Source organism: Yoonia sp. (assembly GCF_036770585.1).
Lineage (GTDB): Bacteria > Pseudomonadota > Alphaproteobacteria > Rhodobacterales > Rhodobacteraceae > Yoonia.
In genome coordinates, this window is sequence record NZ_DAIPIW010000017.1 from 1 (window position 1) to 17,518 (window position 17,518).

Genomic DNA, 17,518 nt, shown 5'->3' on the forward strand with positions numbered 1-17,518 from the left:
GGACCCTGCTGGCCGTCGATGCGGACCACATCGTGCGCGCGGTCTCGGTGCAGGTCGTGCATATCGCCGACGATCAGGTCTATGTGCGCGGTGCTTTCCCGGATGGCCTGCAACTGATCGCGTCTGGACCACAGCGCGTGACTGTCGGCCAGACGGTCGTGCCGCAACCTGCCAGCTAACCGGACAAGGGGAGAGAAGACATGGAAACGCTGACCTTCCGCCAGCCGCGTCTTGTCGCGCTGATCATTCTGGTTCTTGTCTCGGCGGGCCTATCCTCGTTCCTGTCGCTGGGACGACAGGAAGACCCCACCATCACGAATATCTTCGGGACCATCACCACCCAGTTCCCCGGGGCCGACCCCCAGCGGGTCGAGGCGCTGGTCACCGCCGAACTGGAAGAAGAGCTGCAAAAGATCGCCGAGATCGACACGATCACTTCCGTGTCGCGCACCGGCGTTTCCATCGTCTCGATCGAACTGCGCGAGACCCTGGATCACGCAAGGATCGAGCAGGCCTGGACCGACACGCGCGAGGCGATTGCCGATGCGCGCAGCCGGTTTCCCGCCGGCGTGCTGGCCCCCGATTTCGATTCCGAAGGGATCGCCGCCTATTCCGGGGTGATCGCCGTGACGGCGACCGCGCCTGATATCCCGCTGGAATTGCTGGCCCGCCATGCCGAGGCGCTGGGCGACCGTCTGCGCAGCATCCCCGGCACCCGTGCGGTCAACCTCTTCGGTCTGCCCCAGGAAGAGGTGCAGGTGACCGTCGATCCGGCGCGCGCTGCGGCACTTGGCCTTTCCGTGCCCGAGATCGCCGCCCGCATCGCCGAGGCGGATGGCAAGGTGCAGGCCGGACGGCTTCAGGGCGGTGTCGATGTCAACATCGGCGTCAGCGGCGAGATCGAAACGCTGGAACGCCTGCGCGCAATCGTGCTGCGCGAGGCGCAAGGCGGCGCCGCCCTGCGCTTGGGCGATATCGCCGAGATCACGCGCGGGCCAAAGTCGCCGGTCGATGAAATGGCCTTTGCCAATGGCAGCCGCGCCATCCTGATCGGCACGCTGGCACAGGATGGCCAGCAGATCGACCGCTGGATGGGCTTTGTCCGCGCGGAACTGGCCGCAGGGCAGGATTTGGTCCCGCTGGGCATCGCCGAGACGCTGCTGTTCGACCAGAGCACCTATACGCTCGCCCGGTTGTCAGAGGTCGGTCTCAACATGGCGATCGGTGTGGCGCTTGTCGTGCTTGTCCTGCTGGTCACGCTGGGCATCCGGACGGCCCTGATCGTGGCCGCCGTTCTGCCGGTCGTGTCGCTGGCGACGCTGGCGACGATGAACATGATCGGCCTGCCGATCCACCAGATGTCCGTCACCGGCCTGATCGTGGCGCTGGGCCTGCTTGTCGATGCGGCAATCGTCATGGCCGACGAGGTGCGCAGGCGTCTCAATGACGGGATGGGGCGCGAAGCGGCGGTCGCGGACGCGGTGCGGCGTCTGGCGGCGCCGCTTTTCGCTTCGACCGTGACCACGGCCCTCGCCTTTACGCCGATGATCCTTCTGCCCGGTCCGGCGGGGGATTTCGTCGGTGCCATCGCGATTGCTGTGGTGCTGATGCTGTTCTGGTCGCTGCTGATCGCGCTGACGGTCACGCCTGCCGTCGCAGGCTGGGTCCTGCCGACCCAAGGCAAGGGCGGGGCGCTGTCACAAGGTCTGCAGGCCGAATGGCTGGCCCGGGCCTTTGCCGGTTCGATCCGGCTGGCCGTGACATATCCGATCCGCGCGATTGCGCTGTCGCTGATCCTGCCCGCCCTCGGTTTTGCGTCTTTCCCCACACTCACGGCGCAGTTCTTCCCCGGGGTCGAGCGGGACCAGTTCTATATCGAGGTCAGCATGCCCGCAGGCACGGCCATCACACAGACGGCCCAAGTCGCACAGCAGATGGATGCCATCCTGCAGGCCGATGCCGGTCTGCGCAGCATCTTTTGGACCATCGGCGCCTCGGCCCCGTCGTTCTACTACAACATCGTCGGAGGCCGCAGTCAGGAACCCGGCTTTGCCCATGCCATGGTGACAACGCGGACCGATGCGGACGCCGCCCGCATGGTGGCCGCGTTGCAAGAGAGGTTCGACCGCGACTTTCCACAAGCGCAGGTGATCGTGCGCGGTCTTGTGCAGGGTCCGCCCGTCGCCGCACCCGTCGAGATCAAGATACAAGGGCAGGATATGGCGACCCTGCGCGCCTTGGGTGACGAGGTGCGGGCGATCATGGCCGACCTCGATCTTGTCACGCAGGCGCGGGCCGGGGTGTCCGGCGGGGCACCGCAGGTCCGGTTTCAGATCGACGAGGACAAGGCGAGCGCCCTTGGTCTGAACGTGGTCGATATCGCGCGGCAACTGGATGCGGCGCTGGTCGGGGTGACCGGCGGGTCGCTGGTCGAGGGCAACGAGCAGCGCGACGTGCGCGTCCGCTATGGCGAAACACTGCGCGGGGACCTTCAGGCCATCGCCGATCTGCCGATCCTGCTGCCGAATGCGCCTGCCATCTCTGCCACGGGGGCCTTTCCCGCCGTGCCGCTTTCCGAAATCGCGACGCCGGTGCTGGAGCCCGCCCAAAGTGTCGTCACCCGCGTCGATGGTATCCGCGAAAACGTCGTTCAGGCCTTCCTTGTCCCCGATGTGCTGCCGCAAGAGGCGCTGGATCTCGTGCTGCAAGCGATGCAGGCAAAGGGGTTCGCGGCGCCCCCGGGCTATACGGTCAGTCTTGGGGGCGACAGTGACGCGCGCAGCAATACGGTGGGGAACCTGATGACCTCGGTCGGGCTGATCGTGACCCTGACGGTGGCGACGATCGTTCTGACCTTCAATTCCTTCCGTCTGGCGGCGGTCACGCTGGTGGTCTGCGTGCTGGCGGCGGGTCTGTCGATCCTGTCGCTGGCGGTGATGCAATATCCGTTCGGCATCGTGGCGATCATCGGGGTGATCGGGTCGATCGGGGTGTCGATCAATGCGGCCATCATCATCCTTACCGCGCTCCAGGCCGACCCGAAGGCCGCGGCGGGCGACACGGGCGCGATGGTGCGGGTTGTCACCGGATCGAGCCGTCATATCATCTCGACCACGGTGACGACCTTCGGGGGGTTTCTGCCGCTGATCCTCGATGGTGGGGCCTTCTGGCCGCCCTTCGCGGTCGCGATTGCGGGCGGGGTGCTGTTGTCGACGGTGGTCAGCTTCTACTTCACGCCGCCGATGTTCGCGCTGGTCTATCGCCGCCGCGCCGCCCCCGCCGCGGCCGATGCGTCATGCGGGGATGCGGCCATGCCGGTCCGGTTGGCCGCCGAGTAGCGCAAAACGGGCTGATCCATGGGACAGCGGGCCGCCCATGGGTCCCCGCTGCAACAGGCCGCCAACAGGCCTTTTGGAAAACCACTTTTTATCGGCGACTGCGAGGGCTACTCTCCAAGAAGTTGATTCCTGAACGGACCCGAATGTGACCAATCTGAACTTGCGGTTTTCATCCCTGCGACCCGCTGTCCGGCCCTTGGTGCCGGTGTTTCTGGCCGTCAGCCTGTCTGCCTGTGGCGGCAATGATGGCGATGGCGGCGGCGGAGGGAATAATCCGCCGCAAGTGTCGGACAACCCTGTGCTGGCCCGGTTTTTCGTCGAAAGCTTCGCTGCCTTCGACACGGCAGCGCGGTCGTTGATCCAAAACAACGCGAAATATCGCAGACAGCGGATCGGATGGTACATCGATGAAAACCAAAACGGCAGGTTCGACAGTGGAGACCGAAGCTTTGATACCTATCCGCTTCACAGTTCTGGCGTCTATTATGCCCATGCGGCGGGACTGACCGGGGCGGGGCAGATCATCGCGATCACGGACGATGGGTTCCGCGCCAGCCATGCGACTTTTGCAGGCAAAGATGTTGATCAGGTCGGGCCGTTCTCGATGCTTGACCATGGCACGGCGGTCGCATCGGTGGCGGCTGGCAATTCCGCAAGCATGATCGGGGTCGCGCCCGGCGCGGACCTGATCATCGGTGGCTTCGATACGAGAAGTTCGACGGATACCCTGATCCGCGCACGGCAGATGGGCGCGGTGGCGGTGAACAATTCATGGGGCTTTGTCGATACGCCCGTCACGCAGAGCAACTTTGACATCGTTTTCAGCGGCAGGGACGGGAGAGCTTACCTTACGGCGCTGAAAGACTATGCAGCCGATGGCGTCGTCGTCTTTGCCGCCAGCAACGAATTTGATGACACAAGGGCCGGTCTGATGGCGGCCTTGCCGCTGCTTGAACCCGACCTCGAGGCGGGTTGGCTGACCGTGATCAATGCCGAAGCCCGGATGTCCGGTGATGATGTGGTCGGCGCGACGCGGATTTCTGCGGCCTGCATGGAGGCGGGGCCCTGGTGTCTTGCCGCCGAAGGCAGCTGGGAGGCGGCGACCGCCGCGTCCAACGGCGCCTATGGCTTCTGGACCGGCACGTCCTTTGCGGCCCCCATGGTCTCGGGCGCGCTTGCACTGCTGGGCGAGGCTTTCCCCGACATGTCACCCAACGACCTGCGCATCCGTCTGCTGGCCTCGGCCGACAACAGCTTTTCGGGGTTCCGCGCGGATGGCACCGTCGAACTGGTAGAGGGCTTCTTTCACGCCTACAGCGATGAATGGGGGCACGGTTTCCTCGACGTGAAGGCGGCGCTTTTGCCGATTGGCAGGGCCACCGCGACAATGTCCGACGGCTCGGCCTATAGCCTTGCTGCGCCTTTGGCGATCGAAGGCGGCGCGACCGGCGATGCGGTGTCGCGCGCCTTGCAAGGGGTATCACTTGCCGTCGATGATGCCTTGGGGGCAGGGTTCGCGATACCGGCCGACGCCCTTGTCGCGCAACGGGCGCAAGCGCCGGTCACGGATGCGCTTTGGCGCAACTGGCAGGGCGACAGCACGCTTGCCACGGGCCGCAGCTATTTCCCCGATGCCCTTGCGGTGGGGACGGTCGGCGGCAACACGACCTTCCGACTGATGATCCCGGACGGTGACGCGCAAGAGGCCAGCTTTGGTCTAAGCATGGGCCGCAGCTTTGATACCGGTCTGGGGGCCGTCACCGTGAACCTGAGCGTCGGACATGACGATGGCGATCTCTTCCCGACATGGCACACCGGCGATGGCACGCCCTTCGTCGCGGGCGAGATGGCGCTGGTTGCCCCCCTTGATGCCGCAATGACGTTGCAGCTTGGCGCGGGTTTCGGCAGTTCTCTGGGCGAGACCGGCGGGGCCGCAGGCAGCACGCAGTTCAATGCGGCAAGTGCGGCCCTGGTGCGGCGCGACCTCTTCGCCGGTGGTGACAGTTTCGCGCTGACCGTGACGCTGCCGGTCGCCGTCAGCGCAGGTCGGTCGGACGTCACGCTGCCGGTCCGCACGACTGCCGGTGTCAGCATGCAGCAGGACTTTGCCATCGATCTCGCCCCCGAAGAACGCGAGCTGCAAATCGGGTTTTCATACAATCTTGCCCTGAACGCGCAAAGCGATTTGGTGCTGTCTGCGGCGGTCTCTGACAACCATGGCAACGTCAGCGGCCAGCGCAGCAGCGGCGTGATGGTCGGCTACAGGATCGCGTTTTGATTGCAGGCGAAGCGGGGGGGTGCCCCGATCCCGCCGGATGCGCGACGGGGATTGCGCTAGACGCCCTCGACGAACTTGTAGTCCCGATCCGAGGCCGGAAGGCCATGCGACAGCGCCTCTTGATATTCGGGGCTGTGATAGAAGGTCTGGGCGGTCTGCATATCCGCAAAGCGGATGATCACGCAACGGGCACGGCTGGTCCCTTCCATCACTTCGACCTTGCCGCCACGGGCCAGAAAAGTGCCACCATATTTGGCAACGGCGGGACCTGCGAGGGCGGCATATTTCGCGTAAGCTTCGGCGTCTTTCACATCGACCTGGACGATGGCATAGGCTGGCAAGGGGCACTCCTTTTCGGTTCTGATGCGATGTCTGCCTGCTTCTTGGGCAAGTATCGCGCGATTTCATCCCAAGCTTAGGCAAAACCGCTGCCCTTCGCCCAGCAGAAATTTTACCGTTTGATAAAAAAATAAACTGTGCCAGACTTGGGCTGTCCAACAAACGGAGCCGCAATGAACTCGCCCCTGACCCCCGGCATTGCCGCCAATCGCCTCGATACGCAAACGCTGGCGCAGAATTTCGCAGACCTCCATGCGCCACTGAATCCCCATGAGGCCGCCGTGGCGGCTGACCGCTGTTATTTCTGCCACGATGCCCCCTGCATCACGGCCTGTCCGACGGATATCGATATTCCGCTCTTCATCCGGCAGATCGCCACCGGCACGCCCGAGGCGGCGGCAATGACGATCTTCGACCAGAACATCCTTGGCGGCATGTGCGCCCGCGTCTGCCCGACCGAAGACCTCTGCGAACAGGCCTGCGTCCGCGAGATGGCCGAGGGCAAGCCGGTCGAGATCGGGCGGTTGCAACGCTATGCCACCGATAGGCTGATGGACAAGGGCGTGATGCCCTACACGCGGGCCACAGCGACCGGAAAACGGGTTGCCGTGGTCGGGGCGGGGCCTGCGGGTCTGGCCTGTGCGCATCGTCTGGCGATGCTGGGCCATGAGGTCACGATCTATGACGCCAAGCCCAAGGCCGGTGGCCTGAACGAATACGGGATCGCCGCTTACAAATCGACCGACGATTTTGCCGCGAAAGAGGTGGCGTGGCTCTGTTCGATCGGCGGGATCACCATCGAAAACGGCAAGGCGCTGGGTGCCGCGCTGTCGCTGGACGGGCTTGCCGATGATTTCGATGCGGTTTTCCTTGGTGTCGGCCTTGGCGGCGTGAACGCGCTGGCGGTCGATGGTGCGGACAAGGCGGGTGTCGCCGATGCGGTCTCCTTCATCGCAGACCTGCGGCAGGCCGATGATCTGACCAGGCTGCCTGTCGGGCGCAATGTCGTGGTGATCGGCGGCGGGATGACGGCGGTCGATGTTGCCGTGCAGTCGAAACTGCTGGGGGCCGAGACGGTGACCATCGCCTATCGCCGTGGCCGCGAGGCGATGTCGGCAAGCCGCTATGAACAGGACCTCGCCGCCTCGAACGGGGTCAAGCTGATGTTCAATGTGATGCCCAAGGCGATCCACGGCAACGGTGCCGCGGTCGAGATCGAGCTGGAATATACCGCGACCAAGGACGGCAGGCTGCAGGGCACGGGCGAAACATTGCGCCTGCCCGCCGACCAGATCTACCGCGCCATCGGCCAGACCCTGACGACCGACGCGGGCCTGACGCTTGACGGAGGAAAGATCGCCGTGACGGGTGCGGGACGCACCAGCCGCGCGCGCGTCTGGGCCGGTGGCGATTGTGCCGCGGGCGGTGACGACCTGACCGTGACCGCCGTGGCCGAGGGCCGCGATGCGGCGATGGATATTCATGCAACCCTGATGGAGGGCGCGTAACATGGCCGATCTGACCACAGACTTTCTGGGCATCAAAAGCCCCAACCCCTTCTGGCTGGCCTCGGCCCCGCCCACCGACAAGGAATACAACGTCCGCCGCGCCTTCGAGGCCGGTTGGGGCGGCGTCGTCTGGAAGACCCTGGGCGAGGAAGGCCCGCCCGTCGTCAACGTCAACGGGCCGCGCTATGGCGTGGTCTACGGCGCGGACCGCCGTGTGCTGGGTCTCAACAACATCGAGTTGATCACCGACCGCGACCTTTACACCAACCTCGAAGAGATCAAGCGCGTCAAGGCCGACTACCCCGACCGCGCGGTGATCGTCTCGATCATGGTGCCCTGCGAAGAGCAGGCGTGGAAGGCCATCCTGCCGCTGGTCGAAGAGACCGGGGCCGACGGGATCGAGCTGAACTTCGGATGCCCGCACGGCATGTCCGAGCGCGGGATGGGGTCTGCCGTGGGGCAGGTGCCGGAATACATCGAGATGGTGACGCGCTGGTGCAAACAGTATTATTCCAAGCCCGTCATCGTGAAGCTGACGCCGAACATCACCGATATCCGCAAGCCTGCGGCAGCGGCGATGCGGGGCGGGGCGGATGCGGTCAGCCTGATCAACACGATCAACTCGATCACCTCGGTCAACCTTGACACCATGTCGCCCGAGCCCTCGATCGACGGCAAAGGCACCCATGGCGGCTATTGCGGGCCAGCGGTCAAGCCCATCGCCATGTCCATGGTCAGCGAGATCGCCCGCAACCCCGAAACCCACGGCCTGCCCATTTCCGGCATCGGCGGGGTGACCACATGGCGCGATGCCGCCGAATACATCACCCTCGGCTGCGGCAACGTGCAGGTCTGCACGGCGGCGATGACCTATGGCTTCAAGATCGTGCAGGAGATGATCAGCGGTCTCAGCCTCTGGATGGACGAGAAGGGCTATACCTCGATCGCGGATTTCAAGGGCGCCGCCATCCCCAACACGACCGACTGGCAGTATCTGAACCTCAACTATATCGCCAAGGCGAAGATCGATCAGGACCTCTGCATTTCCTGCGGGCGCTGCTATGCGGCCTGCGAGGATACCAGCCATCAGGCCATCGCCATGTCCCCCGACCGCACATTCAGCGTGATCGACGAGGAATGTGTCGCCTGCAACCTTTGCGTCGATGTCTGCCCGGTGGAAAGCTGCATTTCAATGGTGGCGCTGGAACCCGGCATGGTCGATGCGCGCACCGGCAAGGTGGTCCAGAAGGATTACGCCAACTGGACGACCCATCCGAACAATCCGGCCGCACGGGCGGCCGAATAGGTCAGACCGTCAGCAGGCGGCGGAGCAGGTCTTCGAGATAGCGCTCTGCCCCTGCGAAAGGGTCCTGTTCGCCCATGATCGCGCGCACCTGCACGTCGAAATCGGCGTAGTGCTGGGTCAGCGCCCAGATCGAGAAGATCAGGTGGTAGGGGTCCACCGGCTTGATGCGTCCCGTCGCGGTCCAGCCTTCGACGACCACGGCAATATCGTCTACCAACGCCTTGAGATCACTGCGCAAAACCTCGGCGATCTGTGGTGCGCCCTGAATGATCTCATTGGCGAAAAGGCGGCTTTCCTGCGGAAAATCCCGCGACATCGCCAGCTTGCGCTTGGCATAGGCCAAGAGTTCCTCGACCGGATCACCGTCGCGGTCGAGCGCCTTCAGCGGCTCCAGCCAGTTTTCCAGAAGTTGCGACAGGAGTGCGGTGTAAATCGCTTCTTTCGAAGGAAAATAATACAGCAGGTTGGGCTTCGACAGGCCCGCGGCTTCGGCGACCATATCGATGGTCGAGCCGCGAAACCCGAATTGCGAGAAGACCTCGAGACCGGCTTTCAGGATTGTGGCTTGATTCTTCTGCTGGATGCGGGTGCCGGGCTTGTTCATGCGCCTCTTTCGTCAGTGACTGCATTTCAGGCATTCGCCCGACATCTCAGCAGGTTTTCCGGTCGTCGGGTCAATCGCCGGGGGCAAATGCCTTGACTGACCCTTTCCCTCTGTTAGCCTTCCTTTGACCACTTGGTCAAATATTATACGTCGGACAAGGATACGTCATGCCAGCAGCCGGTGAAAATCTTCGCATCGACGGCGCCCGTCTCTGGGACAGCCTTATGGAAATGGCCAAGATCGGCCCGGGTGTCGCGGGGGGCAACAACCGCCAGACGCTGACCGATGCCGACAGCGAGGGGCGGCATCTGTTCCGGAAATGGTGCGAGGAAGCGGGCTGCACCATGGGCGTGGACGAGATCGGCAATATGTTCGCCCGGCGCGAAGGCACCGATCCCGACGCGCTGCCGGTCTATGTGGGCAGCCACCTTGATACGCAGCCCACGGGCGGGAAATTCGATGGTGTGCTGGGCGTGCTGAGCGGTCTGGAAATCATCCGCACGATGAATGATCTCGACATCAAGACCAGGCATCCGATCGTGGTGACGAACTGGACCAATGAAGAGGGGACACGCTTTGCCCCCGCCATGCTGGCCTCGGGCGTTTTTGCGGGCAAGCATGACCTGGACTGGGCGCTGGACCGGACCGATGCCAAGGGCAAGCGCTTTGGTGATGAACTCGACCGGATCGGCTGGAAAGGCGATGAAAAGGTCGGCGCGCGCAAGATGCATGCCTTCTTCGAATTGCACATCGAACAGGGCCCGATCCTCGAGGCCGAGGGCAGGGATATCGGCGTCGTCACCCACGGTCAGGGGCTGCGCTGGATCCAGTGCACCGTGACGGGCAAGGAAAGCCACACCGGGTCTACGCCCATGCATATGCGCAAGAACGCGGGCCGAGGTCTGGCGCTGGTCACCGAACTGGTGCACGAGATCGCGATGACGAACCAGCCCAACGCCGTGGGCGCCATCGGCCATATCGACGTCTACCCCAACAGCCGCAACGTGATCCCCGGCAAGGTGGTCTTTACCGTCGATATGCGCACGCACCTTCTGGACAAGCTGAACGCCATGGTGGACGCGCTGATGGCCCGCGCGCCGGGTCTTTGCGCAGAGATCGGCGTGACCTTCGAGGCCGAGATCGTCGGCCAGTTCGACCCGCCTGCCTTTGACGAAAGTTGCGTCAAGGCCGTGCGCGACGCGGCCGAGCGCTTGGGATACAGCCACATGGATATCATCTCGGGCGCGGGACATGACGCCTGCTGGATCAACGACATCTATCCGACAGCGATGGTGATGTGTCCTTGTGTCGATGGTCTCAGCCACCACGAGGCCGAGGATATTTCGCCCCAATGGGCAACGGCGGGCGCCGATGTGCTGATGCACGCGGTGCTGGAAACGGCGGAGATCGTGGGGTGAACGTGCCCCACTCATCCCCCGCCCCGGACTTGATCCGGGGCCTCCCGAAGCCCGAACGAGGCCCCGGATCAAGTCCGGGGCGGAGACGACATCAACAATGCTTTAATCATACTTCGACACCAAAGGATGATGCAGCATTTCGTCTATATCATGGCCTCGCGACCCAATGGCGCAATCTATATCGGGCGTGCGCGGGACCTGCGCGCAAGGGTAGAGCAACATCGCGCGGGCCTTTCAGTGCATACCGAGAGATATGGGATCAAGACGCTTGTCTGGTTCGAAACGCAGGACGGATTCGCCGCCAGTTTGCAACGGGAACGCGCCCTCAAACGATGGCGTCGCGCGTGGAAGAACCAATTGATCGCAGAAACGAATCCGGAATGGCAGGATATGACTGCCAATATCCCGTTCTGATCCGGCTCAAGGCCCCGGATCACGTCCGGGGCAGGTGAAGACAGGGAGACAACAAAATGACCAAAGTCATCAAGAACGGCACCATCGTCACGCATGACCTGACCTACAAGGCGGATGTCCTGATCGACGGGGGCAGGATCGTCGAGATCGGTCCGAACCTGAAGGGTGATGAGGAACTCGACGCCACGGGCTGCTACGTCATGCCCGGCGGGATCGATCCCCATGTGCATCTGGAGATGCCGTTCATGGGCACATACTCCAGCGATGATTTCGAAAGCGGAACCCGCGCCGCGCTGGCGGGCGGGACCACGACGGTGGTGGATTTCTGCCTGCCCAATCAGGGCGAAAGCCTGCTCGATGCGATCAAGCGCTGGGACAACAAATCGACCCGCGCGAACTGCGATTATTCCTTCCACATGGCCGTGACATGGTGGGGCGAGCAGGTCTTCAACGACATGAAAACCGTGATCGAAGAGCGCGGTATCAATACTTTCAAGCATTTTCTTGCCTACAAGGGCGCGTTGATGGTGAACGACGATGAGCTTTTTTCGTCCTTCAACCGTCTGGCCGAACTGGGCGGCATCGCCATGGTCCATGCCGAGAACGGCGATGTGGTGGCCGAACTTTCCGCCAAGCTGCTTGCCCAAGGCAACACCGGCCCCGAGGCGCACGCCTATTCGCGCCCCTCACAGGTCGAGGGCGAGGCGACCAACCGCGCCATCATGATCGCCGATATGGCGGGCGTGCCGCTCTATGTCGTGCATACCTCTTGCGAAGAGGCGCATGAGGCGATCCGCCGTGCCCGCCAGCAGGGCAAGCGCGTCTGGGGCGAGCCGCTGATCCAGCACCTGACCTTGGATGAAAGCGAATATTTCCACGCCGATTGGGACCATGCCGCGCGGCGTGTCATGTCGCCGCCCTTCCGCAACAAAAAGCATCAGGACAGCCTCTGGGCCGGTTTGCAGGCGGGGTCGCTGTCTGTCGTGGCGACAGACCACTGCGCGTTTTCGACCGAGCAGAAACGCTATGGTCTGGGCGATTTCACCAAGATCCCCAATGGCACCGGCGGGCTTGAGGACCGGATGCCGATGCTCTGGACGCATGGGGTGGCGACGGGCCGTCTGACGCCGAATGAATTCGTGGCCGTGACCAGCACCAATATCGCCAAGATCCTCAACTGCTATCCCAGGAAGGGCGCGATCCTTGTGGGGGCCGATGCCGATCTGGTGGTCTGGGACCCGAACAAGGAAAAGACGATCACCGCGGGCGCGCAGCAATCCGCGATCGACTACAACGTCTTCGAGGGCCAGCACGTGAAGGGCCTGCCGCGTTTCACCCTGACCCGCGGCAAGGTCGCGATCCACGATGGCGAGGTCCGCACCGAGGAAGGGCACGGCACCTTCGTCAAGCGCCCCGGCAATGGCGCGACCAATCAGGCGCTGAGCACCTGGAAAGAGCTGACAGCACCGCGTCCGGTGGAACGGACGGGTATTCCCGCGACGGGGGTTTGAGTGTGAAATCACAGAGGACCTTCGCCCCCGACGGCGCGCGCCAATGACGGAACCAACAATATCGGCCAGTGGCCTTAACCTGACGTTCCAGACCAATGACGGGCCTGTCCATGCGCTCAAGGATGTGAACCTTGAGATCAGCAAGGGCGATTTCGTCAGCTTCATCGGCCCCTCGGGGTGCGGCAAGACCACCTTTCTGCGCTGCATCGCGGGGCTGGAAACCCCCACGGACGGGCAGATCAGCGTCAACGGCATGACCCCCGATCAGGCCCGCCGTGCCCGCGCCTATGGCTATGTCTTTCAGGCGGCGGGGCTTTACCCCTGGCGCACGATCGGCGGCAACATCCGGCTGCCGCTGGAAATCATGGGCTTCGCCAAATCCGATCAGGCCAGCCGCGTGGCGCGCGTGCTCGAGATGGTCGAGCTTGCGGGGTTCGAAAACAAATACCCGTGGCAGCTTTCGGGGGGGATGCAGCAGCGCGCCAGTATCGCCCGCGCGCTGGCCTTCGACGCCGATATCCTGCTGATGGACGAGCCCTTCGGCGCGCTTGATGAAATCGTGCGCGACCGTCTGAACGAACAACTGCTTGAACTCTGGGCGCGGACCGAAAAGACCATCGCTTTCGTCACCCATTCGATCCCCGAGGCGGTCTATCTGTCGACCAAGATCGTCGTCATGTCGCCGCGCCCGGGGCGGATCACCGATGTGATCGACAGCCCGCTGCCGAAAGAGCGGCCCCTCGACATCCGGGACAGCCAGCAGTTCATCGACGTGGCGCATCGCGTGCGCGAAGGGCTAAGGGCAGGGCATGTCGATGCCTGATGCCGCCCCGATCCGGCCTGCAACGGCAAAGGACGGCCCGGCCTGTGCCGCCATCCTGCATGACTGGATCACCGCGACCCCATGGATGCCGCAAAGGTTCACCCGTGCGGACCTGGCCGCGATCTTGTCCGAGGGCCTGCCCAAACGCGCGGCTTGGGTGATCGGCGATCCGGTGGCGGGATACCTCTCGCTTGATCCGGGCGAAAACCACATCTGGGGTCTCTATGTCGGGCAGCGCGGTCAGGGGCTGGGGCGGCGTCTGATCGACACCGCCAAGACGGGGCGCGCGCATCTGCAACTCAATACCCATCTGCCCAATACCCGCGCGCATGCCTTTTATGCGCGGCAGGGTTTCGCGCAGGTCGGCGCGCCTTGGGAAGGTGATGACGGCGTGCCGGAAATCCGGATGGAGTGGCGCGCATGAAGTCCATTCTGCCCGTCCTGACGGTGATCGCCACGATCTTCGCGATCTGGACCGTTTCCGTGGTGCCGATGAATATCCACCTGGCCGCCGATCTGGCCCAGCGGCAGGGGGCGACAGTGACCCCCGACACCCCGCAGGCGCGGCAAGAGGTGGGGGCCGTCGCGCTGGCCCTGCGCAATACCGAGGTTTGGGGCATGACCTATGCGCTCGACCGGCCCAATCTGCCCTCGCCGCATCAGGTGGGCGCCGAGCTTTACACATCGGTCTTCACGGTCGCGCCGACCTCGCGCCGCAGTCTTGTCTATCACGCATGGGTGACGCTTTCGGCGACGCTTCTGGGCTTTGCCATCGGGTCGGCGGCGGGCATTCTGCTGGCGGTGGGCATCGTCTACAACCGCGCGATGGACAAATCGGTGATGCCTTGGGCGATCATTTCGCAGACGATCCCGATCCTTGCGCTGGCCCCGATGGTGATCGTGATCCTTGGTTCGATGGGCATTCAGGGGCTTTTGCCCAAGTCGATCATCTCGGCCTATCTGAGTTTCTTTCCGGTGGTCGTGGGCATGGTGAAGGGCTTGCGCAGCCCCGATGGGATGCAGTTGGACCTTTTGCGCACCTACAGCGCTTCGGGGGCGCAGGGGTTCTGGAAGCTGCGGTTGCCCTCGTCCATGCCTTACCTTTTCGCCTCGCTGAAGATCGGTATTTCCGCCTCGCTGGTCGGTGCCATCGTGGGCGAGCTTCCGACCGGCGCGCGTGCGGGCTTCGGCGCGCGGATGCTGGTGGGTGACCAATACGGGCAACCCTTGGTGACATGGGCCGCACTCTTCGGGGCGGCGATCACGGCGGCGCTGCTGGTCGCGATCCTCAGCCTGATCGAGCGGGGCACGCTGCGCCGGATGGGGATGGGGGCGGCGGCATGAGCGCCTGGGGGATCGCCATTCTGATCTGGGCGGCCGGATGGTGGCTGAATGTGCGGCTTGCCAACGGACCGCAATCGGAAAGCCGCGCGATCTCGTTGGCCATCCCTGCCATCTTCGGCATCACGCTGATCGCGATGTGGCAGGTGCTGGTGACGATGCTGGACATCAGCCCCGTCATCCTGCCCGCACCCACGGCCATCGCCGAGAGGTTCATGGGGTCGCTTCCGATCCTCTTCGCCGATTTCCGGCAGACGATCCTGAAGGGCGCGCTGGTGGGGTATCTCTGCGGGATGCTGGCGGCCTTTGTGGTCGCACTGCTTGCCGACCGCTCGCCGTTTCTGGCGCGCGGCATTCTGCCCGTCGGCGCCTTCATGGCGGCCCTGCCGATCGTCGGCACCGCGCCGATCTTCGTCAAATGGCTGGGCAGCAATTGGGAATCCAAAGCGGCGGTGGTCGCGGTCATGGTGTTTTTCCCGATCCTCGTGAACACGGTGGCCGGATTGAAAGACACAAGCGCGATGCAACGCGACCTGATGCGGACCTATGGGGCGGGCTATTCGGCGACGTTGTTGAAGCTGCGCGTGCCGGCGGCTTTGCCGTTCATTTTCAACGGGCTCAAGATTGCGACCACACTTGCATTGATCGGGGCGATTGTTGCTGAATTTTTCGGCTCTCCCACGGTCGGCATGGGCTTTCGGATATCCACATCCGTCGGACAGCTTGCGATGGATATGGTTTGGGCAGAGATTATCGTGGCAGCCCTAGCGGGCACGGCATTTTACGGGGCGATTGCCCTGATCGAGAAACGGGTGACATTCTGGCACCCCTCGCAGCGATAAGAAGGCGGAACGCCCGGATAAATAACTGACTTGGAGGTCAAACAATGAAAACGATAATGAGTTACGCCAGCCTTGTGGCCGGCCTGATGGGAACAACGGCAATGGCGGACGCCCATGCTAATGATGTGACGTTGCAGTTGCAATGGGTCACGCAGTCGCAATTCGCGGGCTACTATGCCGCCCTGGATCAGGGGTTCTACGAGGCCGAGGGCCTGAATGTCACGATCCTGCCCGGTGGCCCCGATATCGCGCCGCCGCAGGTCCTTGCCGGGGGTGGGGCAGATGTGATGCTGAACTGGATGCCCTCTGCGCTTGCCGCGCGCGAGCGTGGTCTGCCGGTGGTCAACATCGCCCAGCCCTTCGTGTCTTCGGGTCTGATGCTGACCTGCTGGAAGGACACTGGCATCGAGAGCGTCGAGGATTTCCGCGGCCGGACCATCGGCGTGTGGTTCTTCGGCAACGAATATCCCTTCCTCAGCTGGATGAGCCAGGTCGGTATCCCCACCGATGGCAGCGCGGATGGCGTGACCGTCTTGCGGCAGGGCTTCAACGTCGATCCGCTGCTGAACCGCGAGGCCGACTGCATCTCGACCATGACCTACAACGAATACGGGCAGGTTCTGGATGCAGGCGTCAGCCCTGACGATCTGGTGACCTTCAAATATGAGGATCAGGGCGTCGCCACGCTGGAAGACGGCATGTGGGTGCTGGAAGACAACCTCGACGATCCCGTTTTTGTCGACAAGATGACCCGCTTTGTGCGGGCCTCGATGCAGGGCTGGAAGTGGGCCGAAGAGAACGTCGAGGCAGCCGCCGAGATCATCGTCGAATATGACGAGACCGGTGCGCAGTCGCTTGCAGCACAGACCCGCATGATGGCCGAAATCACCAAGCTGACCCAAGGCAGCAACGGCGCGCTTGACATTGCCGCCTACCAGCGGACGGTCGATACGCTGCTGGCGGGCGGTTCCGATCCCGTCATCTCGGCAGTGCCCGAGGGGGCCTATACAACGATCATCACGGATGCGGCGCTGAACTAGGCCGCTTGCAAACAGGGCGGGGCCGGTCCCTGAAACCGGCCCCGCACGGCGCGCGTTCCGGCGGCGCGTTCACTTTCTCGCCGATCGGCCCCTTGTGAACTTGAAGTCCCCGCCGCCGTGGCACAGGTTGTCGCCCAATGCTTTGGTTGGTTTGGAACATATACGGGCGATGAAGACAAAACCGGTTCTTTTCGGCGCGGCTGTCGTTGCGGTCGTTGCCATCGCCAGCGTCGTCTTTGTGCAGTCACGCGACAGGGTGTCCGAGACGGACAGTTTCACCGCGCCGGGGCTTGAACCCTTGACCATCGAACAGGCCCGGGCCGAGTTCTGGCGTCTGACGCCTGCGCTCTTGCTGGTGGTCTACGACGCCTTCGGGCAGACCGACGAGGACACGATCTACGACACACTGGCAAGCGTGACCCATGGGGACGCGCTGGAATACCTCTATCTGGAACGTATCGGCGCCATGGCCGGGGGCGGACTGGAAGAGGCGGACCAGACGATTCACGAAATCAAGCTTCTGACCACGCAAGTCGCCCGCGACGGCGCGCGGCTGGCGATCGACGCATCCTGGCAGGTGATCGGGACCGTGGGTCATGCCGAACATCTGCACGTGCGCGGCAATACCTACAGCGCCGATCTGTCCGTGGCACCCGTCGATGGCGCATGGCGGATCACGGATTTCGAGCTTCTGGATGTCAACCGCGATGCCGCGGGCGAGACCTTTCTGGCACCGGATGCCGACGGATGATCACG

Annotated in this window: 15 protein-coding genes; 13 read left to right on the forward strand and 2 right to left on the reverse strand. The window is 63.5% G+C overall.

The window, feature by feature from the left end:
• Positions 1–200 precede the first annotated feature (200 nt).
• Both V7N12_RS04915 and V7N12_RS04920 read left to right on the forward strand, forming a co-directional pair.
• A complete protein-coding gene (locus V7N12_RS04915; RefSeq protein WP_333713101.1) occupies positions 201–3,338 on the forward strand; it encodes an efflux RND transporter permease subunit in 3,138 nt (1,045 codons plus the stop codon).
• A gap of 145 nt (positions 3,339–3,483) precedes the next feature.
• Positions 3,484–5,616, forward strand: coding sequence for a S8 family peptidase (locus V7N12_RS04920; protein ID WP_333713103.1), 2,133 nt, complete (start codon positions 3,484–3,486; stop codon positions 5,614–5,616).
• Positions 5,617–5,672: 56 nt separating this feature from the next.
• Here the strand turns inward: V7N12_RS04920 and V7N12_RS04925 are convergent, their stop codons facing one another.
• A complete protein-coding gene (locus V7N12_RS04925) occupies positions 5,673–5,957 on the reverse strand; it encodes a DUF1330 domain-containing protein (protein ID WP_333713104.1) in 285 nt (94 codons plus the stop codon).
• Positions 5,958–6,128: 171 nt separating this feature from the next.
• Here V7N12_RS04925 and V7N12_RS04930 point away from each other — a divergent pair, with 171 nt between their 5' ends.
• Together V7N12_RS04930 and preA are read left to right on the forward strand one after the other, a co-directional pair.
• A complete protein-coding gene (locus tag V7N12_RS04930) occupies positions 6,129–7,463 on the forward strand; it encodes an NAD(P)-dependent oxidoreductase (protein ID WP_333713105.1) in 1,335 nt (444 codons plus the stop codon).
• Position 7,464: 1 nt separating this feature from the next.
• On the forward strand, positions 7,465–8,769 hold the full coding sequence (preA, locus tag V7N12_RS04935; protein WP_333713106.1) for an NAD-dependent dihydropyrimidine dehydrogenase subunit PreA: 1,305 nt from the start codon (positions 7,465–7,467) through the stop codon (positions 8,767–8,769).
• Position 8,770: 1 nt separating this feature from the next.
• Here the strand turns inward: preA and V7N12_RS04940 are convergent, their stop codons facing one another.
• Complete coding sequence (locus V7N12_RS04940; protein ID WP_333713108.1) at positions 8,771–9,373, reverse strand: TetR family transcriptional regulator C-terminal domain-containing protein; 603 nt, start codon at positions 9,371–9,373, stop codon at positions 8,771–8,773.
• 167 nt (positions 9,374–9,540) lie between these two features.
• Here V7N12_RS04940 and V7N12_RS04945 point away from each other — a divergent pair, with 167 nt between their 5' ends.
• The 9 genes from V7N12_RS04945 (at position 9,541) to V7N12_RS04985 (ending at position 17,513) form a co-directional block, all read left to right on the forward strand.
• Complete coding sequence (locus V7N12_RS04945; protein WP_333713110.1) at positions 9,541–10,791, forward strand: Zn-dependent hydrolase; 1,251 nt, start codon at positions 9,541–9,543, stop codon at positions 10,789–10,791.
• Between the two features lie 129 nt (positions 10,792–10,920).
• Entirely contained in the window at positions 10,921–11,205 is a 285-nt protein-coding gene (locus tag V7N12_RS04950) for a GIY-YIG nuclease family protein (protein ID WP_333713112.1), read from the forward strand.
• A 56-nt stretch (positions 11,206–11,261) separates the two neighbouring features.
• A complete protein-coding gene (gene hydA / locus V7N12_RS04955; protein ID WP_333713114.1) occupies positions 11,262–12,716 on the forward strand; it encodes a dihydropyrimidinase in 1,455 nt (484 codons plus the stop codon).
• Between the two features lie 43 nt (positions 12,717–12,759).
• Positions 12,760–13,539: an ABC transporter ATP-binding protein gene (locus tag V7N12_RS04960; RefSeq protein WP_333713116.1), complete on the forward strand. Its 780-nt coding sequence runs from the start codon at positions 12,760–12,762 to the stop codon at positions 13,537–13,539.
• Positions 13,526–13,963 (forward strand): GNAT family N-acetyltransferase, encoded by a 438-nt coding sequence (locus V7N12_RS04965; protein ID WP_333713117.1) that lies wholly within the window; start codon positions 13,526–13,528, stop codon positions 13,961–13,963. Before V7N12_RS04960 ends, V7N12_RS04965 begins: the two co-directional genes overlap by 14 nt.
• Positions 13,960–14,883 carry an ABC transporter permease gene (locus V7N12_RS04970; protein ID WP_333713118.1) on the forward strand — a complete coding sequence of 308 codons (924 nt, stop codon included), beginning with the start codon at positions 13,960–13,962 and terminating at the stop codon, positions 14,881–14,883. Before V7N12_RS04965 ends, V7N12_RS04970 begins: the two co-directional genes overlap by 4 nt.
• Positions 14,880–15,722, forward strand: coding sequence for an ABC transporter permease (locus V7N12_RS04975; RefSeq protein ID WP_333713120.1), 843 nt, complete (start codon positions 14,880–14,882; stop codon positions 15,720–15,722). Before V7N12_RS04970 ends, V7N12_RS04975 begins: the two co-directional genes overlap by 4 nt.
• Before the next feature lie 44 nt (positions 15,723–15,766).
• Positions 15,767–16,762, forward strand: a complete 996-nt coding sequence (locus V7N12_RS04980; RefSeq protein WP_333713121.1) for an ABC transporter substrate-binding protein — start codon at positions 15,767–15,769, stop codon at positions 16,760–16,762.
• 169 nt (positions 16,763–16,931) lie between these two features.
• Positions 16,932–17,513: a hypothetical protein gene (locus V7N12_RS04985; protein ID WP_333713123.1), complete on the forward strand. Its 582-nt coding sequence runs from the start codon at positions 16,932–16,934 to the stop codon at positions 17,511–17,513.
• The last annotated feature ends 5 nt before the right edge of the window (positions 17,514–17,518 follow it).

Bases quoted from the DNA above. Each gene is read 5' to 3' on its own strand.
- V7N12_RS04915 (WP_333713101.1), top strand. From the start codon at position 201: ATGGAAACGCTGACCTTCCGCCAGCCGCGTCTTGTCGCGCTGATCATT.
- V7N12_RS04940 (WP_333713108.1), bottom strand. From the start codon at position 9,373: ATGAACAAGCCCGGCACCCGCATCCAGCAGAAGAATCAAGCCACAATC.
- hydA (WP_333713114.1), top strand. From the start codon at position 11,262: ATGACCAAAGTCATCAAGAACGGCACCATCGTCACGCATGACCTGACC.
- preA (WP_333713106.1), top strand. From the start codon at position 7,465: ATGGCCGATCTGACCACAGACTTTCTGGGCATCAAAAGCCCCAACCCC.
- V7N12_RS04975 (WP_333713120.1), top strand. From the start codon at position 14,880: ATGAGCGCCTGGGGGATCGCCATTCTGATCTGGGCGGCCGGATGGTGG.
- V7N12_RS04965 (WP_333713117.1), top strand. From the start codon at position 13,526: ATGTCGATGCCTGATGCCGCCCCGATCCGGCCTGCAACGGCAAAGGAC.
- V7N12_RS04985 (WP_333713123.1), top strand. From the start codon at position 16,932: ATGAAGACAAAACCGGTTCTTTTCGGCGCGGCTGTCGTTGCGGTCGTT.
- V7N12_RS04950 (WP_333713112.1), top strand. From the start codon at position 10,921: ATGCAGCATTTCGTCTATATCATGGCCTCGCGACCCAATGGCGCAATC.
- V7N12_RS04945 (WP_333713110.1), top strand. From the start codon at position 9,541: ATGCCAGCAGCCGGTGAAAATCTTCGCATCGACGGCGCCCGTCTCTGG.
- V7N12_RS04970 (WP_333713118.1), top strand. From the start codon at position 13,960: ATGAAGTCCATTCTGCCCGTCCTGACGGTGATCGCCACGATCTTCGCG.
- V7N12_RS04980 (WP_333713121.1), top strand. From the start codon at position 15,767: ATGAAAACGATAATGAGTTACGCCAGCCTTGTGGCCGGCCTGATGGGA.
- V7N12_RS04930 (WP_333713105.1), top strand. From the start codon at position 6,129: ATGAACTCGCCCCTGACCCCCGGCATTGCCGCCAATCGCCTCGATACG.
- V7N12_RS04960 (WP_333713116.1), top strand. From the start codon at position 12,760: ATGACGGAACCAACAATATCGGCCAGTGGCCTTAACCTGACGTTCCAG.